General features: G+C 67.1%; 21 protein-coding genes. 15 read left to right on the top strand and 6 right to left on the bottom strand.

The annotated features are described in order from the left end of the window. Nucleotides 1-42 precede the first annotated feature (42 nt). Nucleotides 43-1,236, top strand: a complete 1,194-nt coding sequence (locus tag ACQHI0_RS29970) for a MarP family serine protease (RefSeq protein ID WP_427905096.1) — start codon at nucleotides 43-45, stop codon at nucleotides 1,234-1,236. A 73-nt stretch (nucleotides 1,237-1,309) separates the two neighbouring features. Here the strand turns inward: ACQHI0_RS29970 and ACQHI0_RS29975 are convergent, their stop codons facing one another. The 4 genes from ACQHI0_RS29975 to acs form a co-directional block, all read right to left on the bottom strand. Continuing rightward, complete coding sequence (locus tag ACQHI0_RS29975) at nucleotides 1,310-2,296, bottom strand: alpha/beta fold hydrolase (protein ID WP_427905097.1); 987 nt, start codon at nucleotides 2,294-2,296, stop codon at nucleotides 1,310-1,312. Between the two features lie 55 nt (nucleotides 2,297-2,351). Next, nucleotides 2,352-2,840, bottom strand: a complete 489-nt coding sequence (locus tag ACQHI0_RS29980) for a phage holin family protein (protein ID WP_427905098.1) — start codon at nucleotides 2,838-2,840, stop codon at nucleotides 2,352-2,354. Then, complete coding sequence (nhaA, locus tag ACQHI0_RS29985; RefSeq protein ID WP_427905099.1) at nucleotides 2,837-4,066, bottom strand: Na+/H+ antiporter NhaA; 1,230 nt, start codon at nucleotides 4,064-4,066, stop codon at nucleotides 2,837-2,839. The genes ACQHI0_RS29980 and nhaA overlap by 4 nt, the downstream gene beginning before the upstream one ends. A gap of 147 nt (nucleotides 4,067-4,213) precedes the next feature. Further along, on the bottom strand, nucleotides 4,214-6,166 hold the full coding sequence (acs, locus tag ACQHI0_RS29990; RefSeq protein WP_427905100.1) for an acetate--CoA ligase: 1,953 nt from the start codon (nucleotides 6,164-6,166) through the stop codon (nucleotides 4,214-4,216). 387 nt (nucleotides 6,167-6,553) lie between these two features. Here acs and ACQHI0_RS29995 point away from each other — a divergent pair, with 387 nt between their 5' ends. The 6 genes from ACQHI0_RS29995 (at nucleotide 6,554) to ACQHI0_RS30020 (ending at nucleotide 13,534) form a co-directional block, all read left to right on the top strand. After that, nucleotides 6,554-8,152 (top strand): peptide ABC transporter substrate-binding protein, encoded by a 1,599-nt coding sequence (locus ACQHI0_RS29995; RefSeq protein WP_427905101.1) that lies wholly within the window; start codon nucleotides 6,554-6,556, stop codon nucleotides 8,150-8,152. Nucleotides 8,153-8,215: 63 nt separating this feature from the next. After that, on the top strand, nucleotides 8,216-9,142 hold the full coding sequence (locus tag ACQHI0_RS30000; protein ID WP_427905102.1) for an ABC transporter permease: 927 nt from the start codon (nucleotides 8,216-8,218) through the stop codon (nucleotides 9,140-9,142). Continuing rightward, entirely contained in the window at nucleotides 9,135-10,064 is a 930-nt protein-coding gene (locus ACQHI0_RS30005; protein WP_427905103.1) for an ABC transporter permease, read from the top strand. Before ACQHI0_RS30000 ends, ACQHI0_RS30005 begins: the two co-directional genes overlap by 8 nt. Next, a complete protein-coding gene (locus ACQHI0_RS30010) occupies nucleotides 10,061-11,749 on the top strand; it encodes a dipeptide ABC transporter ATP-binding protein (protein WP_427905104.1) in 1,689 nt (562 codons plus the stop codon). Before ACQHI0_RS30005 ends, ACQHI0_RS30010 begins: the two co-directional genes overlap by 4 nt. An 837-nt stretch (nucleotides 11,750-12,586) precedes the next feature. Next, a complete protein-coding gene (locus ACQHI0_RS30015; RefSeq protein WP_427905105.1) occupies nucleotides 12,587-12,778 on the top strand; it encodes a hypothetical protein in 192 nt (63 codons plus the stop codon). 9 nt (nucleotides 12,779-12,787) lie between these two features. Continuing rightward, a complete protein-coding gene (locus tag ACQHI0_RS30020; protein ID WP_427905106.1) occupies nucleotides 12,788-13,534 on the top strand; it encodes an oxidoreductase in 747 nt (248 codons plus the stop codon). Nucleotides 13,535-13,958: 424 nt separating this feature from the next. On the opposite strand, the gene ACQHI0_RS30025 is transcribed toward ACQHI0_RS30020, so the two are convergent. Continuing rightward, nucleotides 13,959-14,753: an HAD-IB family hydrolase gene (locus ACQHI0_RS30025; RefSeq protein ID WP_427909352.1), complete on the bottom strand. Its 795-nt coding sequence runs from the start codon at nucleotides 14,751-14,753 to the stop codon at nucleotides 13,959-13,961. A 414-nt stretch (nucleotides 14,754-15,167) separates the two neighbouring features. Here ACQHI0_RS30025 and ssd point away from each other — a divergent pair, with 414 nt between their 5' ends. From ssd to ACQHI0_RS30060, 7 genes are all read left to right on the top strand, one after another. Next, nucleotides 15,168-16,511: a septum site-determining protein Ssd gene (gene ssd / locus ACQHI0_RS30030; RefSeq protein ID WP_427905107.1), complete on the top strand. Its 1,344-nt coding sequence runs from the start codon at nucleotides 15,168-15,170 to the stop codon at nucleotides 16,509-16,511. Beyond that, on the top strand, nucleotides 16,508-17,689 hold the full coding sequence (locus tag ACQHI0_RS30035) for a TadA family conjugal transfer-associated ATPase (protein ID WP_427905108.1): 1,182 nt from the start codon (nucleotides 16,508-16,510) through the stop codon (nucleotides 17,687-17,689). Before ssd ends, ACQHI0_RS30035 begins: the two co-directional genes overlap by 4 nt. Before the next feature lie 427 nt (nucleotides 17,690-18,116). After that, nucleotides 18,117-18,695 carry a type II secretion system F family protein gene (locus ACQHI0_RS30040; protein WP_427905109.1) on the top strand — a complete coding sequence of 193 codons (579 nt, stop codon included), beginning with the start codon at nucleotides 18,117-18,119 and terminating at the stop codon, nucleotides 18,693-18,695. Between the two features lie 168 nt (nucleotides 18,696-18,863). After that, complete coding sequence (locus tag ACQHI0_RS30045; protein ID WP_427905110.1) at nucleotides 18,864-19,484, top strand: type II secretion system F family protein; 621 nt, start codon at nucleotides 18,864-18,866, stop codon at nucleotides 19,482-19,484. A 72-nt stretch (nucleotides 19,485-19,556) separates the two neighbouring features. Next, a complete protein-coding gene (locus ACQHI0_RS30050) occupies nucleotides 19,557-19,766 on the top strand; it encodes a DUF4244 domain-containing protein (RefSeq protein ID WP_427905111.1) in 210 nt (69 codons plus the stop codon). 41 nt (nucleotides 19,767-19,807) lie between these two features. Beyond that, entirely contained in the window at nucleotides 19,808-20,122 is a 315-nt protein-coding gene (locus ACQHI0_RS30055) for a TadE family type IV pilus minor pilin (RefSeq protein WP_427905112.1), read from the top strand. Next, nucleotides 20,119-20,517, top strand: coding sequence for an Rv3654c family TadE-like protein (locus ACQHI0_RS30060; RefSeq protein ID WP_427905113.1), 399 nt, complete (start codon nucleotides 20,119-20,121; stop codon nucleotides 20,515-20,517). Before ACQHI0_RS30055 ends, ACQHI0_RS30060 begins: the two co-directional genes overlap by 4 nt. 289 nt (nucleotides 20,518-20,806) lie before the next feature. On the opposite strand, the gene ACQHI0_RS30065 is transcribed toward ACQHI0_RS30060, so the two are convergent. After that, nucleotides 20,807-23,197: a DEAD/DEAH box helicase gene (locus tag ACQHI0_RS30065; RefSeq protein WP_427905114.1), complete on the bottom strand. Its 2,391-nt coding sequence runs from the start codon at nucleotides 23,195-23,197 to the stop codon at nucleotides 20,807-20,809. Nucleotides 23,198-23,632: 435 nt separating this feature from the next. Between ACQHI0_RS30065 and ACQHI0_RS30070 the strand changes: the two genes are divergently transcribed. After that, the gene (locus tag ACQHI0_RS30070) at nucleotides 23,633-23,839 is read left to right on the top strand and encodes a cold-shock protein (RefSeq protein WP_019044597.1); all 207 of its coding nucleotides are present in this window, start codon (nucleotides 23,633-23,635) and stop codon (nucleotides 23,837-23,839) included. Nucleotides 23,840-23,864 lie beyond the last annotated feature (25 nt).

Genomic DNA, 23,864 nt, shown 5'->3' on the forward strand with positions numbered 1-23,864 from the left:
CACCGTGGTCATGCTTGGCCCGAGCGTCGGCGAGGCGCGAGCATGAGCGCCTCGGTATGGCTCGATATCGCGGTGGTACTGATCGCGCTGGTCGCGGCGTCCACCGGCTGGCGGCAAGGCGCGGTGGCGTCGGCGCTGGCGTTCTTCGGTGTCGCGCTCGGCGCGGTCGCGGGCATTCTGATCGCACCGCACATCCTCAAACACCTCAGCGAGGGCCGCAGCCGGGTACTCGGCGGCATCCTGCTGATCGTGCTGCTGGTGATCGTCGGCGAGGTCGCGGGCATGGTGCTCGGCCGGGCCGCGCGGACCGGCATCCGTGCGCCGGTCGCCCGCAGTGTGGACAGCGTGGTGGGTGCGGTGCTGCAGGCGGTGACCGTGCTGGTCGCGGCCTGGCTGCTCGCGTTGCCGCTGGCCACGGCGTCGCAGCCCGCGGTCGCCGCCGCGATCAACGGGTCGAAGGTGCTCGCCGACGTCAACTCGGTCGCGCCCGACTGGTTGCGCAAGGTACCCAACGAATTCTCCAAGCTGCTCGACACATCCGGCTTGCCCGATGTGATCGGCCCGTTCGGCCGAGCACCGATCGCGGCCGTCGAACCGCCGGATCCGTCGGTGCTGGCGAGCCCGGTCGCGGCGTCGCTGCAGCAGAGCGTGCTGCGCATCCGCGGCACCGCACCCAGCTGCCAGCGGGCGCTCGAAGGTTCGGGCTTCATTGTCGCGCCGGAACGTGTAATGACCAACGCGCACGTCGTCGCGGGCACCAATACCGTGTCGGTCGATACCGCGCGCGGTGCGCTCGACGCCACCGTGGTCCTGTTCGACCCGTCCAAGGACATCGCGGTGCTGGCCGTTCCTGGGCTCACCGCGCCGGTCCTGAACCAGGCACCCGAGCCCGCGAGTTCCGGGGAGAGCGCGATCGTGCTCGGCTACCCCGGCGGCGGCCCGTACACCGCCAGCGCCGCCCGAGTCCGCGAGACCCTCGACCTCACCGGCCCCACCATCCACCGCGACGGCACCGTCGAACGTGAGGTCTACACCGTCCGAGGCCAGGTCCGCGCGGGCAACTCCGGCGGCCCCCTCGTAGACGCCGAGGGCCAACTGCTCGGCGTGGTCTTCGGCGCCGCGGTCACCGACGACGACACCGGCTACGTCCTGACCCTGAACGAGGTCGCCTCCGAACTGGCGGCGGCCGCCCCCAGCAGCACCCCGGTAGACACCGGCGCCTGCGTACTGAGCTGATCAGGCCCCTCGCGAGTCGGCCCCCTGGGTATGTCCCAGGGGACCGACCGTTCGAGCTTGTCAGCGCTCCGAACTACGGAGACACCAGGTCATCGTGCGGCGATCCGTTGACCCCGTTCTGCTCACGCCAGTGCGACGTGAGCACCGCATTGACCTCGCCCGGATTCTCCTGATGCGCGTAATGCCCAGCCCGCGGAATCGTCACCAACGTCCGATTCGGTGATAACGCCGCCCCCCGCTGGTACGTGGCGTCCAGCAGATACGAATCCTGTTCCCCACGCAGCATCAACACCGGGATATCGATCGGCGTGCGCATCGTGGCCATGAACCGCTTACCGTCGGGCCGCCACTGACTACGAAACGCCCAGCGCTGGTACTCCAGCGCACTGTGCGCGGCTCCAGGAATCCGGATGGCATGCCGCATCCGCGCCGCCGTCTCGACGAATTCCGCACTGCCCGACCAGGATTCGCCGACCCGGTCGTGCAGCAGCCGCTCCACTTCGGCGCCGCCGCGCCGCGTGAGCAGATTCTCGGGATAGCGCGGCAGCTGATACCGCAGGAAGCCGGGCAGCCAGGTCGCGCGCTGCGCCGGATCGCGCAGAACGGCGCTCTTCAGCGCGGCCGGATGCGGCGAGCTGACCAGCGCGATCGAGCGGACCAGCCGCGGATGCAGCACCGCGGTGGCCCAGCACACCAGGCCACCCTCGGCGTGCCCGACGAGCGTGGCCTCGGTGTGTCCGAGCGCCCGGATCAGGCCGGCGATGTCACCGGCGAGGGTCCAGCCGTCGTAGCCACGTGGCGGTTTGTCGGAATCGCCGTATCCGCGCAGGTCGACGGCGACGGTGCGATACCCGTGGCCGGCGAGCGCGGTCAGCTGATGCCGCCACGACCACCAGAAGTCGGCGAAGCCGTGCAGCAACAGCACCAGGGGTGCGTCGGCGCGATCCGTACCGTCGGCCTCGACGACATGGAAACGGATTCCGTTGGCGTGCACGTCCCGGTGGGTCCACGGTCCGTCGAAACGGACGCTGGAGGGATCCGGGAATGAATTGGACGACACGCCGATCGAGCCTAGTGGGCGGGTACGGCGGTGGCGACCGGGCCCGCCCGGCGCGTCATCGGTTGCTCGACTTCTCCAGCGACGGAGTGGCCTCACGGTGGGTGAACGCCGCGGGCAGCACCTCGGCGGACTGCTTGAGCGAGCCGATCGTCTTCTCCGGCGCGCGCACCTTCCGTACCTTGAGCCAGCCGAGCAACGCGAGCGTCACGGTGGTGAGCACCATCAGCAGGAACACGATCAGGAACGCGGCCCAGCGCCACAGCCACATGTCGAGCAGCTCGGCGACGAAGAAGAAAAAGAAGAACGAGCTGAACAGCAGCACCACCAGCGCGAGGATGAAGAAGACGCTGCCGGTGAGCCCCTTCTTGATCTCGCCGGTGACCTCGGCCTTGGCGAGCGCCACCTCGGCGCGCACGAGAGTCGACATCTGCTCGGTGGCATCGCGCACGAGGCTGCCGATGCTCGCCGATCCGGGCGGATTGGCATCGGTCAACGGGATCGAAGTGACCGTCCGACCGTCATTTCCGCCTTGGGTGTAACTCACTTCGTCGACCCTTCTCCCTGTGGTAACTGGTCTACATCGCGGCGCGCCTGGTGCACACGTCCTCGGCGCAACAGTAGCGCCGATCCCAGCAGCGATGCTGCCATCGAGGTCACCAGAACGGCGGCCTTGGCAAGATCGATGGCGTCGTCGCCGACGTCGGCGAGTGCGAGTTCCGCCACGAGAAGGCTAACGGTGAACCCGATCGCACCGAGTACCGACAGGGCGAACATGTCCCGATACTCCAGTCCGGCTGGGCGTTTGGCCCAGCCGAGCTTGATGACGACCCAGCTCACACCGAAGATCCCGATCGTCTTGCCGAGGAGGAGCCCGAGGATGATTGCCAGCGCGAGCCGGTCGGTGAACAGCGATCCGAACACCGCGCTGTTGAGCGGAACGCCGGAGGCGAACAGCGCGAACAGCGGTACGCAGAATCCGGCCGAGATCGGTTGCACCACATGCTCGAGGTGTGTCGCGGGCGCGGTCCGCTCGCCGGGATCCTTGCGCACCCTGGTGAGCAGCCCGAGTGCGACGCCGGCCAGCGTCGGGTGGATCCCCGCCTCATGCAGGGCGTACCAGCACACCAGCGCGACCGGAAGGTAGAACAGCGGCGTGTGCAGCCGGAATTTCTGAGCCAGCGCCCACGCGCCGCAGCACGCGAGTGCGGCGACCAGCCACAGCAGCGACAGCGAGGCCGTGAACAGCACCGCGATGAGCACGATGGCGAGCAGATCGTCCACGACGGCCAGGCTCAGCAGGAACACCCGCGCGCTGGTGGGGATCCGCGAGCCGGTCATCGCGAGGATCGCCAGCGCGAAGGCGATATCGGTGGCGACGGGAATAGCCCAGCCGTTGTCCATGCCGGGCACGCCGTGGCCGACCACCAGCGCGATCACGGCCGGGGTGATCACACCGCCGACCGCGGCGATGATCGGCAGCGCTGCCCGTTTCGGATCGCGGAGCTCGCCGACGGCGAACTCACGTTTGAGCTCGAGCCCGGCGACGAAGAAGAAGATCGCGAGCAGCCCGTCCTTGGACCAGTCGGCCAGGGTGAGGTCGAGGTGCAGCGCGGGAATATCGAGGTGCGTGTCGATCATCGTCTGATAGCTCGCGCCCCACGGCGAGTTCACCCAGATCAGGGCCACCGCGGCGGCCACCAGGAGCAGCGCACCGCCGACGGTTTCGGTGCGGAGATAGCGGGTGAGCTCGGAGCGGACGCGCGTGATCAAGGGCAAGCCTTCCGGCAGGGGTCGACTGAGCTGCGGGCGCTCATCGACTCGGATTCACGACCGCATGCCGACCAGACTTCCCGGCACACCTCTACGCGATCTTAACGGACCCGGCCGGTGACCTCGGACGTCACCGGCCGGTATCCGTCAGTTGCTCCCGGTGCGAATGGCCTCGAAAACGCCCGGATCGACCAGCGTGGAGGTGTCGCCGAGCTCGCGCCCTTCGGCCACATCGCGCAGCAGCCTGCGCATGATCTTGCCGCTGCGTGTCTTCGGCAGCTCGGGCACGATGTGGATCTCACGCGGCCGGGCGATCGGGCTGATCTCCTTGGACACCTCCGCCTTCAGCTCGGCGACGAGCCCCTCGGCCGCGGTAGCCGAACCGGTGAGGATGACGAACGCGACGATCCCCTGCCCGGTGGTCGCGTCGGTGGCGCCGACCACCGCCGCCTCGGCGACGGCCGGATGCCCGACCAACGCGGATTCGACCTCGGCGGTGGAGATGCGATGGCCGGAGACGTTCATGACGTCGTCGACCCGGCCGAGTACCCACAGATCGCCGTCGGCGTCGAGCTTGGCGCCGTCGCCCGCGAAGTACCACCCCTGCTCGGCGTAGCGCTCCCAGTAGGTGGACCGGTAGCGATCCATATCGCCCCAGATGCCGCGCAGCATCGACGGCCACGGCTTGTCCAGCACAAGGTACCCGTTGGCCTCGGTCTCGCCGAGCTGTACCGGCTTGCCCTCTTCGTCGACGACCGTCGCGGAGATACCGGGCAGCGGGCCCATCGCGGCGCCCGGCTTGGTGACGGTGACGCCCGGCAGCGGCGCGATCATGATGGCGCCGGTCTCGGTCTGCCACCAGGTGTCGACGATGGGAGTCTTGTCGGCGCCGAACACTTCTCGGTACCAGCGCCAGGCTTCGGGGTTGATCGGTTCGCCGACGGAGCCGAGCAGGCGCAGGGTGCTCAGGTCGTGGGCGTCGGGGATCTCGCGGCCCCATTTCATGAACGTGCGGATCAGCGTGGGCGCGGTGTAGTAGATGGTGACGCCGTACTTCTCGATGATCTGGAAGTGCCGGTGTTCGTCGGGGGAGTTGGGGGTGCCCTCGTAGACGACCTGGGTGGCGCGGTTGGCGAGCGGCCCGTAGACGATGTAGCTGTGTCCGGTGACCCAGCCGATGTCGGCGGTGCACCAGTACACGTCCTGTCCCGCTTTGTGATCGAAGACGTTGTGGTGGGTGTAGGCGGTCTGGGTGAGGTAGCCGCCGGTGGTGTGCAGGATGCCCTTGGGCTTTCCGGTGGTGCCGGAGGTGTAGAGGATGAACAGCGGATGCTCGGCGGGAAAGGCCTGCGCTTCATGGGAAGGTGAAGCGCCGGAGACAGTTTCGTGCCACCACAGATCGCGCCCGTCGGTCCACGGCACCTCCGTGCCGACCCTGCGCACAACGAGCACATGCTCCACCGAAGACGGCACGTTGCCCTTGGCGGCGAGTGCCTCGTCGACGGCCTCCTTGAGCGGTGCGGGCTTGCCACGACGCCACTGGCCGTCGGTGGTGATGATCAGCCGGGCTTCGGCGTCGTCGACCCGCTGACGCAAGGCGGTGGGGGAGAATCCCGCGAACACCACCGAGTGTGTGAGCCCGAGTCGCGCGCACGCGAGCATCGACACGATTGCCTCGGGCACCATCGGCATGTAGATGGCGACGCGATCGCCCGCCACCAGCCCGAGTTCGGTCAGGTAGTTCGCCGCCCGCGAAACTTCTTCCAGCAGTTCGCGGTAGGTGATGTCGCGCGAGTCGCCGGGTTCGCCCTCCCAGTGGATGGCCACCTGGTCGCCGTGCCCGTCGAGCACGTGCCGGTCGACGCAGTTGTAGGCGACGTTGAGTTCGCCGTCGCCGAACCAGCGCGCGACCGGCGCGTCGGACCAGTCGAGCACCTCGGTGAAGGGTTTGTGCCAGTGCAGCCGGTTGGCCTGTTCGGCCCAGAAGCCGTCGCGGTCGGCCTCGCCACGGGTGTAGAGCGTGGCGTCCGCGTTGGCGACGGCGGCGAATTCCGCACTCGGCGGAAACGAGTCCTGGTGTCCTGCAGCGGTTTCGGTCACGTCGATTCAGCCTCACATGCCTGGTGCGGTCGGGTCGGTCGCCGGGGTGCGGCCCGGCTGCCTCGACAGTAGTCAACAGACCCGCACCCGTGGCCCGTTGTCCTCGGCGAGGTTTCGGCGCGGTCAATAGGGCTAGTTCATCCGATGACTTTCCCGGACAGACCGGACGGTCGCGGGCTATCGTTTTTACTCAATGGCTCAGCCGAGGGCGCCCGATATTTGTTCATATTTTTCTGCCGAGAGAGAGGGGCTCGGCAATTTTTCCTGCGTTTCCGGCGAGTAACCGTATTGATACATGTGAAGTGAAAATGGCTCGGATCGCTGAAAAATCCAGCCGGAGCCGCTAACCTCCGACCGTTAGCCACGGAATCGAACCGGGAGAGAGCGTTGAGATTCATCAGAGCGACCGCGCTGGTCGCGGCGGGACTGGCGGCCACAAGCCTCAGTCTCACCGCGTGCTCGTCCGATGACAGTGCTGATTCGAGCATCGTCACCACCAACGCGGGTGAGCCGCAGAATCCGTTGGTGCCAAGCAATACCAACGAGAACATGGGCGGCCGCGTTGTCGACCGTTTGTTCGCCGGGCTGAAGTACTACGACGCCAACGGCGTGGCCCATGACGAGATGGCCGAGAAGATCGAGACGACCGATCGTAAGTCGTACAAGATCACCATCAAGCCGAACTGGAAGTTCACCGACGGCACCACCGTGACCGCGAAGTCGTTCGTCGACGCGTGGAACTACGGCGCTCTCGCCGACAACGCGCAGCTGCAAAGCTATGTGTACAGCCCCATCGCCGGGTTCGACGAGGTCAGTGCGGAGAAGCCGGCCGTCAAGACCATGTCGGGCTTGAAGGTCGTCGACGACCGCACCTTCACCGTCGACCTGAAGTCGCCGTCGATCGACTTCGAGAGCGCGCTCGGGTACGCGCCGTTCTATCCGCTGCCCGAGGCCGCGTTCAAGGATATGAAGGCTTTCGGTGAGAAGCCGATCGGCAACGGTCCCTACGCTTTCGGATCGTGGGAACACAACGTCAAGATCGATTTGACGCCCAACCCGGACTACCCCGGTGGCAGGCCCGCCAAGAACAAGGGCCTCCGATTCGTGATGTACCAGTCCTACGACACCGCGTACGCGGATCTGCAGGCGGGAAACCTCGACGCGCTCGACACCATTCCCGACAGCGCGATCACGACCTACCGAAGTGACCTCGGCGACCGCGCGATCACCAAGCCGACCGCGCAGAACCAGCACATCGGTATCCAGTCCTCGGTGCCGCATTTCGCCGGTGAGGAAGGCGTGCTGCGCCGCAAGGCCATCTCGATGGCCATCAATCGCCCGCAGATCATCGACAAGATCTTCAACGGCACCCGCACGCCGTCGCGCGACTTCACCGCGGCCACCCTGCCCGGCTACGATGCCAACCTGCCGGGCGCGGAAGTGTTCGATTACAACCCTGATCAGGCCAAGAAGTTGTGGGCCCAGGCCGACGCCATCTCGCCGTGGTCGGGTCAGTACCAGATCACCTACAACAGCGACGGCGGTCACCAGGCCTGGATCGAGGCCGTGGCCAACAGCGTGAAGAACACCCTGGGTATCGACGCTGTCGCCAACCCGATGCCGACGTTCAAGAACATCCGTGACGCCGTGAACGCCAAGACCATCGGCACGGCGTTCCGCTACGGCTGGCAGGGCGACTACCCGACGATGATGCAGTTCCTGAGTTCGCAGTACTACAGCTTCTCCGAGACCAACAACGTCAACTACAACAACCCCGAGGTCGACCGGCTGTTCGATGCCGCGCTTGCGGCCCCGACACAGGCGGAGTCCTACAAACTGATCGCCCAAGCGCAGGCGATCATGATCAAGGATATGGCCGACATCCCGGTGTTCGACTATGTCGCCAACGCGGGCCGTTCGGAAAACGTCACCAAGGCCGACCTCACCTGGAACGGCCTGTTCGACTTCGAGAACATCGAGAAGTAGAACTCGACAGTGGGGCCGAGTCACTCGTGAGTGACTCGGCCCCCGTCGTTTTCGGAGGAAATGATGGCTTGGTACGTACTTCGGCGTCTGCTCCAGATGATCCCGGTATTCCTGGGCGCGACGCTGCTCATCTATGCGATGGTTTTTCTGATTCCGGGTGACCCGATCAAGGCATTGGCAGGCGAGAAACAGCTGACGCCCGCCGCCGAGGCGGTACTGCGCGCTCGATATCACCTCGATCAGCCTTTCATCATGCAGTATCTGCATTATCTGAAAGGGATCCTCACGCTGGACTTCGGTACTTCGTTCTCGGGCAGGCCGGTGCGCGAGGAACTCGAACGCGCATTCCCGATCACCATCAAACTGGCATTTCTCGCGGTGCTGATCGAAGGCGTCTTCGGCATCGTGTTCGGTTTGATCGCCGGGTTGCGCAAGGGCAAGCTGTTCGACTCGACCATGCTCATCGCGAGCCTGGTCATCATCGCGCTGCCGGTGTTCGTCGTGGGTTATCTCGCGCAATTCCTGCTCGGTGTGAAGTGGGGGATCGCCCCGGTCACCGTCACGGGTAAGGCGAGTCTGGGCGAATTGATCGTGCCCGCGTTCGTGCTCGGGTCGCTGTCGTTCGCCTATGTGCTCCGACTGACCCGAAACTCGGTGGCGGAGAACAAATCCGCGGATTTCGTTCGCACAGCTACGGCGAAGGGGCTCGGGCGCAGGCGCGTGGTGGGCGTGCATATTCTGCGCAATTCGATGATCCCGGTCGTCACCTTTCTCGGCGCCGATTTCGGAGCGCTGATGGCGGGCGCGATCGTCACCGAGGGCATCTTCAACATCCCCGGCGTCGGCGGCACCATGTACCAGGCGATCATCCGCGGCGAGCCGCCAACCGTGGTGTCGTTCGTGACGGTGCTGGTGGTGTTGTTCCTGCTCGTCAACCTCGTGATCGACCTGCTCTATGCCGCACTGGACCCGAGGATCCGCTATGCATGACAAGCAACAGCATTTCGTGGCCCCCGCCGACGAGGTGGAGGTGCTCGCCACCGACCGTGTCCTGGACAAGGGCACCCCGACCAGCATCTGGGGCGATGCGTGGCGCCGCCTGCGCCGCAATCCGGTGTTCCTGGTCTCCGTTGTCCTGATCGTGTTCGTCATGCTCGTGGTGGTGTGGCCCTCGCTGTTCACCAGCCAGGACCCGCGGCAGTGCCTGGGTGAGTTCGGGATGGACGGCCCGCGCGAGGGTCATCCGTTCGGATTCGACAAGCAGGGCTGTGATGTCTTCGCGCGCACCATCTATGGCGCGCGTGCGTCGGTGACCGTCGGCATCGCATCGGCGGCGATGTTCCTGTTGGTAGGCGGCATCCTCGGCGCGATCTCCGGCTTCTACGGTGGTTTGCTCGACACGATCGTCTCGCGCATCGCCGAGATCTTCTACGCCATTCCGATGGTGCTTGCCGCGATCGTGCTGCTGCAGCTGTTGCGGCCCGCGGGGGTCATGACGGTAGTCGCGATTCTGGTGGCCTTCACCTGGCCGCAGGCCGCGCGCATCACGCGTGGTGCGGTGATCGAAGCCAAGAACAGCGAATACGTCACTGCGGCGAAGGCTTTGGGTGTCTCGCGGCTCGGCACGCTCATGAAGCACGTGCTGCCGAACTCTGCCAGTCCGCTGATCGTGGTCGCCACGATCTGGCTCGGTGTCTTCATCGTCACCGAGGCGACGCTGTCCTATCTCGGCGTCGGCCTGCCGCCGAGCATCGTGTCGTGGGGCGCCGATATCGACCGCGCCAAGACCGAGATCCGTACCTCGCCGATCCTGTTCTACCCGGCGACCGCGCTGGCCATCACGGTGCTGAGCTTCATCATGCTCGGCGACGCGGTGCGCGACGCGCTCGATCCGAAGGAGCGCACCCGATGAGCTTCGACAAAACCAAGCCACTGCTCGAAATCCGCGACCTGGACGTCGGTTTCACCTCCGACGGGAAGGAGATCCCTGCCGTTCGCGGGGTGAACCTCACCGTCTATCCCGGGCAGACCGTCGCCATCGTCGGCGAATCCGGTTCGGGCAAGTCGACGACCGCGCACGCGATCATCGACCTGCTGCCGGGCACCGGCAAGGTGACGGGCGGCTCGATCCTGTTCGACGGCAAGGACCTGACCAAGGCGTCGGCGAAGGAGATCGTCGCGATCCGCGGCAACGGCATCGGCCTGGTCCCGCAGGACCCGATGTCGAACCTGAACCCGGTGTGGAAGATCGGCTTCCAGATCCGGGAAACCCTGGTGGCCAACGGCATAGCGACCGGTGCCGCCGCTCGCGAACGCTCGGTGGAACTGCTCGCCGAGGCGGGCATGACCGATGCCGAACGCCGCGTGAACCAGTACCCGCACGAGTTCTCCGGCGGTATGCGCCAGCGCGCGCTCATCGCGATCGGCCTGTCGTGCAGGCCGAAACTGCTGATCGCCGACGAGCCGACCTCGGCGCTCGACGTCACGGTTCAGCGCCAGATCCTCGGCCATCTCGAACAGCTCACTACCGAGCTGGGGACCGCGGTGCTGCTGATCACCCACGACCTCGGCCTCGCCGCGGAACGGGCCGAGCACCTGGTGGTGATGTACCGCGGCAAGGTGGTGGAATCCGGTCCGGCGCTGCAGATTCTGCGTGATCCGCAGCACGCGTATACGAAGAAGCTGGTGAACTCGGCGCCATCGCTGGCGGCATCGCGGATGTCGTCGTCGCGGCAGCGGGCCGAGGTGCGGGCGCAAGCTGTCGAAGTGGCGGTCGCCGAGAAGGCATCCGATGCGTTGCCGGACACCGTGCTCGATGTGCGAAACCTGTCCAAGGCGTTCAAGATTCGTGGCAAGCGACCGTGGCAGTCCGCGGATTTCGTGGCCGTCGACGAGGTGAGCTTCACGGTCTGTCGCGGGACCACCACCGCGATCGTCGGCGAGTCGGGCTCGGGTAAATCGACCATCGCGCAGATGGTGCTCGGCCTGCTCGAACCGACTTCGGGCACTGTGGCTTTCGACGGCAAGGACGTCGCGAAGCTGGACCGGAAGGGCGCGTTCGCTTTCCGGCGCCGCGTGCAACCGATCTTCCAGAATCCCTACGGCTCGCTCGACCCGATGTACTCGATCTACCGGACGGTCGAGGAACCGTTGCGGGTGCACAAGATCGGCACGCCCGCCGAGCGCGAAGCGGTGGTGCGCGATCTGCTCGACAAGGTGTCGCTGCCGACGTCGGTGCTGCGGCGTTATCCCAACGAGTTGTCGGGTGGGCAACGTCAGCGGGTGGCGATCGCTCGTGCGCTGGCGCTCTCGCCGGAGATGGTGGTCTGTGATGAGGCGGTGTCGGCGCTGGATGTGCTGGTCCAGGCTCAGATTCTCACTCTGCTCAACGACCTTCAGGCTGAGCTGGGGTTGACGTATTTGTTCATCACGCATGATCTGGCTGTTGTTCGGCAGATCGCGGACAATGTGCTGGTTATGCGTGAGGGGAAGGTGGTGGAGGCGGCTACTACCGATGAGGTGTTCGCGTCGCCGCGTGAGGAGTACACGCGGACGTTGCTCGAGGCGATTCCTGGGCGGGAGTTGCTTACTGGGTAGGGGTGCTTCCGGGGCTTGGTGATGTGTGTGGCAGAGCTCCGGGGTTTGAGTAGTCCTGGGACGTGTTGGTATGGCAGTGCTCTGGGGTTTGAGTAGTCCTGGGACGTGTTGGTATGGCAGAGCTCCGGGGTTTGAGTAGTCCTGGAGGCGCTGGCTGTGTTTGTTGGAGCGCTGGCGCGCTCGAGTCGCGGCCCCGAGGGGCCGCCGGTTAGGCACCGGTGCTTGCTCCTTCGTCGCCTACGCACCGGCGCCTAACCGGCGACCCGGCCGCGACCGGCCACTTCGTGGCCGTCCCTCCCTAGGGGTCGGGAGTGCGGTGGTTGGGTTGGGTGGGTTGTGGAAGACGGGGACGGGCCGGTGTGCGCGGTGTGGTCGGGAGTGCGGTGGCTGGGTTGGGGAGGGTTGTGGAAGACGGGGGCAGGCCGGTGTGCGCGGTGTGGTCGGGGTGCGGTGGCTGGGTTGGGGAGGGTTGTGGAAGACGGGGACAGGCCGGTGTGCACGGTGTGGTCGGGGTGCGGTGGCTGGGTTGGCAGGTTGTGGAAGACGGGGACGGGTTTGGGAGTGCGCGGTGTGGTCGGGGGTGCGGTTGGGCTGCGTCTTCGGGGTGAGTGGTGTGGCGGGAGTGTGGTGGTGGGGATTCGGTGGGTTGTGGAAGACGGGGACAGGCCGGGTGAATTGTGTGGCTGGGAGTACGGGGGTGGGGTGTGGAAGTTGGGGACTGGACGGGGTGAACGGTGTGGTGGTTAGTGTCGTGGTTGGGGTTGGGGTGGTTGGGTTCTCGAAATCCTTCTGGCGTGCAGCTCATCGGCGTAGCGTGGATTTGTCCGAGGTGGTGCGGTGCGGATCGCAGGGTTGGAGACGCCGGTGGATCGAATCGATGCTGAACGGCTGGCCGAGCGGGAAGCGCGGCGGCGCAGGGCGGTGACGCCGGCGGCGAAGCGGCTTGCCGAGGTGCCGTGGCCGGATCGCAGCTGGCCGACGGTGCGTGGGTTGTATGTGATCGTGGGGGCGTCACTGTGCGGGCGGTAACCTCCATGCGTGACTGATCCGCTGCAGCCCCTGGTCGACCTGCCCGGCGTGCGCGAGGCCGCCGACAAGGCGCGCGACGCGCTCGCGGCCGTGCACCGGCACAAGTCGAACCGGCGTGGCTGGGCGACCACTGCCGCTGAAGCCGCCGTGCGGGCCGCGCGTTCCTCGGCGGCCATCGAAGGTGCGAGCACCGACCTGCCCGCCGACGGTCAGGTCAGCGACCCGGTGCTGGCCGGCGCGTTGCGGGTGGGTCAGGCGCTCGACGGTGACGCGCTCACCAATCTCGTCGGTACCTGGCGGCGTGCGCCCCTGCAGGCGCTGGCTCGGCTGCACCTACTCGCGGCCGCCGACCTGGTCGCCGACGATCAGGAGCTCGGTCGTCCGCGCTCGACTCCCGGCGTCGCCGAACGGCTCGACATGCTCGCGCAAACCATCCAGACCAGCAAGGCGCCCGCCCCGGTGGTCGCGGCGATCGTGCACGGCGAGCTGCTGACGTTGCGTCCGTTCGGCACCGGCGACGGGGTAGTCGCGCGCGCTGCTTCGCGCCTGGTCGCGGTGGCCAGTGGACTCGATCCGCACAGCCTCGGCGTGCCGGAGGTGTTCTGGTTGCGCCGCCGTCAGGCCTACCTCGACGCGGCCGCCGGATTCGGTCTCGGCACTGCGGAGGGTGTGGGTGGCTGGGTACTGTTCTGCGCCGGCGCGCTGGAAGACGGCGCCCGCGAAGCGAACTCGATCGCCGACGCGGCCGCCGGCTGAGACCGGCCCCACACGTCGAAACGGGCGGCGTTGTCGATTGCTCGACCTCACCGCCCGCTAGCACGGAACACCCGGTTACCAAGCGTGCAGGGTGGGTTGTGTTCGGTGGCCTCGGCGATCATCCCAACCCCGCCGGTTCATCCCCGCAACCTGTGCGAGGCGTTCGCCGACGTCGGCTCGAATTTCGCAGGCCCACAACTCTTTCGGCCTTGTCGCGGCGCGCTCCGCGTGGGTGCCTGGTGTCCGTGCTGGGAAGGGTGGGATGGGAGGCGAAACCTTCTCTTCCGGCTCCGTCTTGGCCTTCCGTCCTTCCGTGCCTCCATTCTTACACTGTGATGGCACTCACATCAAGGGTTTCTAAGGCATTACCGAATACCCGCGAATTCGGCGTGTCGCTCGGAGATTCGTGCTCGAGCTGGGCGGTTCAGCGTCGTTTGCGCAGCAGTCGGTAGCTGATCGCGCCCGCGATGATCGCGCTCAGTCCCACGGCGGCTGTCGCGGCGACGGTGGTGGTCGAGGGCGCCTGGAATCGCGACCACAGCGACACCGGATTGGAGAAGGTGAGCATCGGCCAGCCCTGCGCGGCGGCCTCCTTGCGCAACCCGCGGTCGGGGTTGACCGCGGTCGGATGGCCGACGGCGCTCAGCATCGGCACATCGGTCACGGAGTCGGAGTAGGCGTAGCACCGCGACAGGTCGTAGCCCTGCTCGGCGGCGAGTTTTTCGATAGCCGCGACCTTGCCCTCGCCGTAGCAATAGAACTCGATGTCGCCGGTGTACTTGCCGTCCTCGACAACCATCCGGGTGGCCTCGGTGTGCGAGGCGCCGAGCACCTCCGCGATCGGGCCGACGATCTCCTCACCGGAGGCCGACACGATCACCACGTCGTGCCCGCGGATCTTGTGATCGGCGATCAGATCGGCGGCCTCGGCGTAGATCAGCGGGTCGACCAAATCATGAAGTGTCTCGGCCACAATGGTTTTCACTTGTTCCACGTCCCAGCCCGCGCACATGTTCGCCAGGTTTGCCCGCATCCGTTCCATCTGGTCGTGATCGGCACCGGAAAGCAGGAACAAAAAGTGCGCGTAGCTGCTCTCCAGCACGGCTCTGCGGTTGAGCAGACCCTGTGCGTAGAACGGTTTGCTGAACACGAACGCGCTCGACTTCGCGATCACCGTTTTGTCAAGATCGAAGAACGCGGCGACCCGCCCGCCTGGCACCGGGTCGCGGCCCGTTTTGCCGAGACTTGTGTCCGTAGGCGAGGTCTGGTCGCGTTCTGGCGTCACGTCAACAGAATAGGCACGACCTGCGCGCCCCGCAGGATCGGCTGTCCGCACCGTGCAAAAGGGTTTGCCCTGGGGACGCCGGGAGGCGCGAATCGCCGAAGAATGTCGGCGAATGCTACTTGCGCCCGCGGCAGGGGGTGGGTGTAGTATTGCTGGCACCTGGACTTAGTCCAGGCGCGTTCAGCCCGACCCCCCGGGGCTGAACCCGACGGCCCCAGCCTCCTCCCCCCCGGCTGGGGCCGTCCTCTATTCCGGGGACGATCGAAAAAGTTCTCCACACCCCCGAGTTATCCACAATCGGTGTTTTCGGGGTGTTGACAACTTCCCCACTCGGCAACGCTGAGTCGCATGAACCTCACCCCCGCGGCGCTCCCGCAGCTCGCTCCCGCTCTGGTTCTCGTGCGTGACGAACGGTTGCGCGCGGAGGTCCGCCGGGTCGCGGCGGCCGCTGAACGCGTCACCGATGAACGGGTGATGCCCGTCGGCAGGCATGCGTGGGCAGGGGCCAGGATGGTGATCCTCGATACCGCCGCCGCTGTCGCCGCCACGGTGGCCGGCTGTCCGCGCCGGTCGGGGGTGGTCCTGGTCACCGAAGGGGAACCCACGGTCCCCGACTGGCAGGCGGCGACGGCAGTGGGCGCCGAACGCGTGCTCGCGTTGCCTTCGGGTGCTGTCGCGCTGGTCGAACAGTTCGCCGAACACGCCGAATCCCGGACGGGCGAAGGGATAGTCGTCGCGGTGGCCGGCGCGGGTGGTGGGGCAGGTGCGTCCACCCTCGCCGCCGCCATCGCACTGCGCGGGGCCGCGCGCCGGGTCCGGCGCGACACGGTGCTGATCGACGGCGCCCCGCTGGACGGCGGGATCGACCTGGTGCTGGGGATGGAGAATGTGCCCGGACTCCGGTGGCCGGACCTGGTCATCGAGGACGGGCGGGTGTCTGCCGCCGCGCTACACAATGCGTTGCCTACCGCGTCTGCGGGTTTGGCGGTGCTGTCCTGCGGGCGGGTGCGGCTTGGGGCGCGGAGCGAGACGGTTTCCGCGAATCATGCGGTCCCCGGGCATCCGCCGGGAGATTCGGCTCCTCGTACGGTGCTCGGGTCGGAGCCGCCGACACTGCGCGCGGAGGCCGGGCAGCTCACCGAGCGTTCGGTCATCGGGCACGCAGCGCTCGCGGCGCCCGGATACTTTGCGCCCGGGCCGGGGACAGGGCGGGCTGCATATTCTGCGCCAGGACCAGTGGCCGAGCAGGCTCGGAACGGCTGCGCACTCACCGAACTGTCACCGGCGGCGATGCGTGCGGTGATCGAATCGGGCAGGGATGCAGGGGATCTCGTCGTCTGCGACGTTTCGTGTGAACGCGGCCCCGCGGCCGACACGATGCTCGACGCCGCCGACTTGGTCGTTCTCGTAGTCCCGGCCCGTTTGCGTGCCATCGCCGCCGCCGAAAGCGTCTCGGCCTACCTGGGTGAACGAAATCCCAATCGCGGCTTGATTGTTCGAGGGCCCGCGCCCGGTGGTCTGCGGGGCGCGGAGGTGGCGGACCTGCTCGGATTGCCATTGCTCGCCGCAGTCCGTGGACAAGCCGGACTGGCTGCCCGCCTCGAACGCGGTGGCTTGAGCGTCCGCCGCCGCGGCCCCCTCCGCGACGCCGCCGACGCCGTCCTCGCCATGGTCGGAGCTGACCCCGCATGACCACTTTCGTCACCGTCGACCTGCTGGAGCGGGTCCGCGAACGGCTCGCCGAGCATCCGGGTGTCCCTGATGCCGCGCAGCTGGCCGCTGCGATTCGTACCGAAGCGGGCGGTGTCCTTGCCGACACCGACCTTCTGCGGGCTCTGCGACTGCTCCAAACCGAGATGACCGGAGCGGGGCTGCTCGAGCCGCTGCTGCACGATCCACAGGTCGCCGATGTGCTCGTCACCAGCCCGGATTCGGTGTGGGTGGACCGTGGACGTGGGCTGGAGCTGACCGATGTCCGCTTCGCCGACGAAGCTGCTGTTCGCCGCCTCGCCCAGCGCCTCGCCCTGGCAGCGGGCCGTCGACTCGACGACGCTCAGCCCTGGGTGGACGGCAAACTCGCCGGAACCGAAGCCGCTCTTGGCGACGCGTTCGGCGTTCGGCTCCATGCCGTCCTCGCCCCGGTCGCCCATGACGGCACGTGTCTGTCCCTTCGCATCCTGCGCCCCGCGACCCAGGGACTCGACGCGCTGGCGGCCGCCGGCTCGATTGCTCCGCCCGCCCGCCGACTGCTCGGCGACATCGTCCGCGCCCGCCTCGCCTTCCTCGTAGTCGGAGGCACCGGGGCGGGGAAAACTACCTTGCTCTCGGCCCTGCTCGCCGCCGTCGACCCCGCCGAACGAATCATCTGCGTCGAAGACGCCGCCGAACTGGCTCCGGTCCATCCCCACGTCGTGCGGTTGGTTGCCCGGACCGCCAATGTCGAAGGCGTCGGCGCGGTTACGGTTCGCGATCTCGTTCGCCAGGCATTGCGAATGCGACCCGACCGGATCGTCGTCGGCGAGGTACGCGGCGCCGAAGTGGTCGATCTCTTGACCGCCCTCAATACCGGCCACGACGGCGGTGCGGGCACCGTCCACGCAAACTCCCCTCAGGAAGTTCCCGCCCGGCTGGAAGCGCTGGCGGCGCTCGGCGGCATGGACCGTGCTGCCCTACACAGCCAACTAGCCGCGGCCGTTCAGGTGGTCCTCCATGTTCACCGCCGATCCGACGGAACCCGCGCACTTCGCGAAATCGGTGTCCTGCAACGTGATCCCGACGGTGTGCACATCAGTCCAGCCTGGCGATCGGATGATCACCCCGTGCCTGCGGCCGACGAACTCCGACGACTGCTCGAGGTGCGACTCGGATGAGCGACCTCATCGCGGCGACATCGGTCTCATCGCCTGATCAACGCCGGCTGCGGGACCGAATTCTGCTGGTGGGCCGTTGGATTCGTGGAATCGGCTCGGCGCTCGAAGCTCGGCACGGCGCCGACCGGCCGGCGCGAGGCCATCGCCATCGAGCCGGTTCTCACCTGTTGATGAGTGTTGACCGAGTGGCAGGTTTCGTCTCGAAGAAGGTGGGTTCGTGGGAAGTGCTCTGCTCTGTTGTGCGGTCGCGGTGCTGGTGCTTCCGGCAGCGGGCGGGCAGCGGCGATTCGTTCGGTTGTTCGGCGCGGGCAGACGCAGCGCGCCGAGACGGTTGCCTGTGGAGTGGTGTGCAGGAATCGGTCTGGGGTGCACCGCGTTCGCGTTCGGTCCCGGCGTCGGGCTGGCGGCCCTCATGCTGGGAGCCACTGTGGCAGTGCGGAAGCGGCGCGGACGAGGTGACCGCGATCGCCGCCGCGAATGTGGATACCTTCTGGCAGGACTCGAAGCCGTCGTCGGCGAGCTGCGCGTCGGCGCCCATCCGAGCGCGGCGGCCGAATCCGCCGCAGGCGAGTCGCGTGGCGAAGCCGCACGTGTGCTGGCGATCAGCGCGGGCCGCAGCCGCCTCGGCGGGTCGGGCGCCGACGGCTGGTCGCAACCGGATTCGATTGTCGCCGAGGAACTGTCGAGGATCGCCGCGGCCTGGCGAGTGGCTGAAGAACACGGCCTCGCCCTGGCAGAACTGCTCGCCGCCGCCAGAATCGACCTGCTCGGCCGCATCCGCTTCCGAGACCGCACCGAAGCCGCCCTGGCCGGCGCCCGAGCCTCCGCCACCGTTCTGGCAGGACTCCCGCTGGTAGGCATCGGCCTGGGCCAACTGATGGGCGCCGCCCCGCTGACAATTCTGTTCGCATCCCCAGCCGGTGAACTTCTCCTCCCACTAGGCGCGGCCCTCGCCTGCTGTGGATTGCTGTGGACAGATGTCATCACCCGCAAGAGCACCGCTTGACCCGCATCGCCTCGGTGCCGAACGGTTCCTCCAGCAGCGAAGCCGATTGGTTCGTGAGCAGCAGAGCTGGCGCGAATGTCTGCGGGGGAGAGGTCATTACCCGCAGCGGGCCGACCCGATGTGGACACGTGTGGATAAAACTTCGAGCAGGGGAGTGCTGTGCAGGAGATGGTAGGAGCTGCCTCGCCAGCGGTGTTGTTGATCGCGGCGGTGGCGATTGCGGTGTTGCCTGGGCGGGTTGCGGTCAGCCGGCGAGTTCGTGCGCTCGGCCCGGCGCCGGCCGGGGCCGCCGGGGCGACAGGTGGGGCCACGAAGATTGACCCGCTCGGGTCAGCGTCCGCTTTCGATCTGCTGGCCGCTTGTCTACGAGCGGGACTGCCGATGGCCGCGGCCGCGCGCGCGAGTGCGCCGACGGCGCCGCCGGTCCTTCGGGCCGCATTGCTCAGGGCCGCGGACCTTCTCGCGCTAGGCGCCGACGCGGCGACGGCATGGGAGCGCGCGGCGGCGGATGCGGTCGGATCGGCGGGCGCCGATGATGTGGAGTCACTGGCCAGGATGGCACGCCGCTCCGCCCGCTCCGGCGCCTCGCTGGCAGCCGCGGTCGGCGAACTGGCCACGCACCGTCGCGAAGCCGTGGAGGACGCCGCCGTCGCACGCGCCGAACGCGCGGGCGTGCTGATCGGCGGACCGCTCGGCCTGTGCTTCCTGCCGGCTTTCGTCTGTCTCGGCATCGTCCCCGTCGTTATCGGCCTCGCGGACCGCGTGCTCGGCGGCGGTGGGCTGCTGTGACCGGCCCCGGCGAGGCCACCAGAACTTCACCGCGCGGACCAGCCGCGCGGTGCGATCAGAGAGGGGATCACGATGACGTTCGTCCACACCGTATACATGGGGGCCCGCACTCGACTCACTCGTCTGCTGCTCGACGACGACGGCATGTCCACGGCGGAATACGCGATCGGGACGATTGCCGCGGCGGCCTTCGGAGCGGTGCTCTACGGGGTGGTGACCGGGGACAGCATCGTCACCGCGCTGACCGGCATCATCGACAAGGCGCTCAACACGAGCGTGTAAACCGCGCCAGCACAAGCACTCTCGGCGGCGATACGGGCGCGGTGACGGTCGAGGCCGCCATCGCCCTGGCCGCCTTGGTCTGCGCTGTAGCTCTCTGCATCGGCGCCCTCCTCGCCGGGTCCACCCAGGTTCGCTGTGTGGACGCGGCCCGCGAAACCGCCCGCCTTGCCGCCCGCGGTGACACCGCACGCGCGATCACCGCGGGCAAGTCCGTCGCCCCGCCGGGCGCAGCCGTCGAGCTTCGCGCCGAAGGAGGCCGAGTAGTAGCCACCGTCGTCGCCACCACCCCACTCCTCCCAGGTCTGCGCCTGCGCGCCGAGGCCGTCGCCGTCACCGAGCCAGGAGTGAACCCGTGAGGGCACGGCGCGAGACGAGCCGTGGGTCGACGCGGCGTGCGCTGGCTGGGGACGGGGGAGGGGCGACGGTGTTCGTATGTGTGGTGTTGGCGGCGTTGATCTGTTTCACCTTGGTGGTCGCGCAGGTGGGTGCCGTGGTGGTCGCTCGGCATCGGGCGCAGGGTGCCGCGGATCTCGGGGCTTTGGGCGCGGCGGTGGTGTTAGTGGAGGGTGCGGAGGCGGGGTGTGCGGAAGCCGGCGAAGTTGCTCGGCGGATGGGGGTTCGGGTGCGCCGGTGCTTGGTCGCGCAATGGGACGTCGTCGTCGATGTCGAGGCGAATGTATCGGCGGGAGTGTTCGGCGTGCGCACGGTGCGCGCTTCGGCGCGGGCCGGTCCGGTGGAAGAGAATGGGTGACCCGGAAGTGTTATCACTGGTCGGTGGTTGTTCCGGACCGAACCAATTCAGAATTAAGCACAAGCGCGTTTGCGTTATTTCATGCGCATTCTTTGATCCGGCCCGGAAAAATATGAAAAGTATGACGAGCCGGTACCGGCGGTTCCGGTTGGCTATGAGCCAGTTAACAGAAAAGTACTCCTTTTTAATCGTCCGCCAGCATATATCTGCTGGTCAACGCTAATCCGGACGAGTGACCAGCATTCTTGGCGGGTGGTGTATCGCCGGTCACGTGGTGGGCGCACCCACATCACGAATCCCCACGCCGGTCGCCATGGGCGCGCAGTTCGCCGAGAACGGCAGTCAGCAGGCGGGCGGCGGCATTCTTGTCCAGCGGATTGTTGCCGTTGCCGCACTTGGGCGACTGCACGCACGAGGGACACCCGTCCTGGCACCCACAGCTGCGGATCACGCTCAACGTCGCGGCCAACCAGCCCGTGAGCTGGGCGAATCCTCGCTCGGCGAAACCGGCCCCGCCGGGCTGGCCGTCGTAGACGAACACCGTCGGCGCCCCCGTATCGGGATGTTCGGCGATGGAGACACCGCCGATGTCCCACCGGTCGCAACCCGCGACCAGCGGCAACATGCCGATCGCGGCATGTTCGGCCGCGTGCAAGGCGCCGGGGAGTTGTTCGTCGGAAATGTCCGCGGCGGTGAGCAGCCGGGGCGCGACGGTATAGAGGACAGCCTTGGTGTGCAGCGTGTGTGCGGGCAGATCGAGCTCGACCTGGTCGAGCACCTCACCGGTCACCAGGGTCCGTAGGTAGCCGACAACCTGGTTGGTGACCGCGACCTGCGCGGATGCCGCGATGACCGCACCGAACACGTGCTCCTCGATCACGCCCTCGACGGTGATCGAGGTGATCTGCCGGGAGCTGGTGGTGAAGCCGGGATCCACCTCGTTGACGAACGCGACACCGCCATCGAGGTCGAGTTCGTCGACGAGATAGGTCTCGCCCTGGTGCAGGTGTACCGCCCCCGTGTGCAGCGTGGCCGGGGCACGCCCCGCGTCGGCGGTGCCGAGCAGGCGCCCGGTTTCGGCGTCGACGATCGCGACCGGCGAGCCGAGCCCGCCGCGGACGTCGACGTCGTCGTGCGGGTGGGTATGGGCGGTGATGTGCCAGCGAGCGCCCACTCCACGGCTACTCGGCCTGCGCCGGATCAAGCCCTGTTCGGCCAGGTCGGCCAGTACTTCGTCGGCCCTGAACTCGCTCACCTCCTCCTCGGTGAGCGGCAGCTCCATCGCGGCGCACAGCAGCTGGGGGCCGAGGATATAAGGGTTGTAAGGGTCGGTGATGGTGGCCTCGATCGGCCGATCCAGCAGCGCTTCCGGGTGATGCACCAGGTAGGTGTCCAGCGGATCGTCGGTAGCCACGAGCACCACCAGCGAACCCTGCAACCTCCTGCCTGCCCGCCCTGCCTGCTGCCAGAACGACGCGACCGTCCCGGGAAAACCGGCGATGACCACCGCGTCCAGGCCCGCGATATCGACGCCGAGTTCGAGCGCGTTGGTACTGGCCGCGCCGAGCAATGTCCCCTGCGACAGCGACTGCTCGAGCTCACGCCGGTCCTCAGCCAGATAGCCCGCTCGATAAGCCGCAACACGTTCCTGCAGTTCAGGAGCGGTTTCGGCAAGAACGCGCCGGGCATCGAGCGCGATCAGTTCGGCACCGCGCCGCGAACGAACAAAGGTGAGAGTTCGCGCGCCCTCGGCCACCAGCGCGGCCATGATCTTGGCCGCTTCGCTGGTCGCGGTCCGCCGTACCGGTGCCCCGTTCTCTCCGGTCACCGCCGCGCTGAGCGGCGGTTCCCACAGCGCGACGGTCCTGGCGCCCCGCGGCGACCCGTCGTCGGTGACCGCGACAACCGGCGCCCCGATCAGCCTGCCGGCCGACGCGGCCGGATCGGCACTGGTGGCCGAGCACAGGACGAACACCGGGTCGGCGCCGTAGAACTGGGCGAGCCGCCGCAGCCTGCGCAGCACCAGTGCGACATGCGAACCGAACACTCCTCTATATGCGTGGCATTCGTCGACCACCACGTACCGCAGGTGGCGCAGCACCCGCGCCCAGCGTTGATGCGAGCGCAGAATCCCGACGTGCAGCATGTCGGGGTTGGTGAAGATCCAGCGTGCGTTGGCCCGCACCCACTGCCTGATCTCGGCAGGAGTGTCGCCGTCATAACTCGCCGGATGGGCCTCACGCAGGGGATTGTGGTGGATCAGGCTGCCGACCGCGCGGAGCTGATCGGCGCCGAGCGCCTTGGTGGGGGAGAGGTACAGCGCGGTCGCGCGCGGGTCGTCGTGCAGGGCGGTGAGCACCGGCAGTTGGTAGCCGAGCGACTTCCCGGACGCCGTTCCCGTGCTCACGACGACGTGGTTTCCGCCCGCCGCCAGCTCGGCCGTGCGGGTCTGGTGTGCCCACGGCAGCTCGATCCCCTGTGCGTCCAGGGCTGTGACCAGCGCTGATGGCACCCAATCCGGCCACGCGGTGGTGTCGGCGCGCTGTGCGGGCAGCTCCGCGACATGGGTCAGTGGGTTGCCGCCTGCGGCCGCCTCGATCAGGACACGATTCAGCAACGATCGCCCGTAGCTCTCGCTCGAATTGCGCTCTCGGAGCTCGGTCCGGTCTGCCGGATTCATCCAGTCCTCCTCTCATGCGACACGCGAAGTGTGAAACGTGTGTGTGCGACAACCACTACCTGGGATTTCGTAACCCAGTAGCGATCTGGGTCACAGCAAGTTTGCTGGAAGCTCACTCGGTTATCCAGAAGCAAACAGACCGAAAGTACGGATACACCCAATCTGTCCCTTACCTGCACATTCGCAAGATCATGAATTTTGCAAATAGTCGGTAACTCGACTGTCGAATTGCGCAGAGACATGGTTCACTGGGTCTCGGTCGCAAGCTTCTGTGTTCGAGGGACGGATCCAAGGTCCAAACCATCAGCAGGATCGTTGTTGCGAACGCCGTGCTCAGGATTTCCTTGCAGGGGGACCAACAGTACAGCGGTCGGAACGGGCCCGGTGGACGAACCCAGTTGTCCGCCGTTTCCGGTAGAAAGAGAAGGAAACAGAATGGCACAGGGAACTGTGAAGTGGTTCAACGCGGAGAAGGGGTTCGGCTTCATCGCGCCCGAGGACGGCTCCGCTGACGTCTTCGTCCACTACTCGGAGATCCAGGGCACGGGCTTCCGTACCCTCGAGGAAAACCAGAAGGTCGAGTTCGAGGTCGGCCAGGGCACCAAGGGCCCGCAGGCCACCGGCGTTCGCGCGCTCTCCTGAGCTGCGAAACACAACAACGTCTCGT

It is taken from the genome of Nocardia sp. FBN12, assembly GCF_050320175.1.
In the GTDB taxonomy this organism is placed as follows: domain Bacteria; phylum Actinomycetota; class Actinomycetes; order Mycobacteriales; family Mycobacteriaceae; genus Nocardia.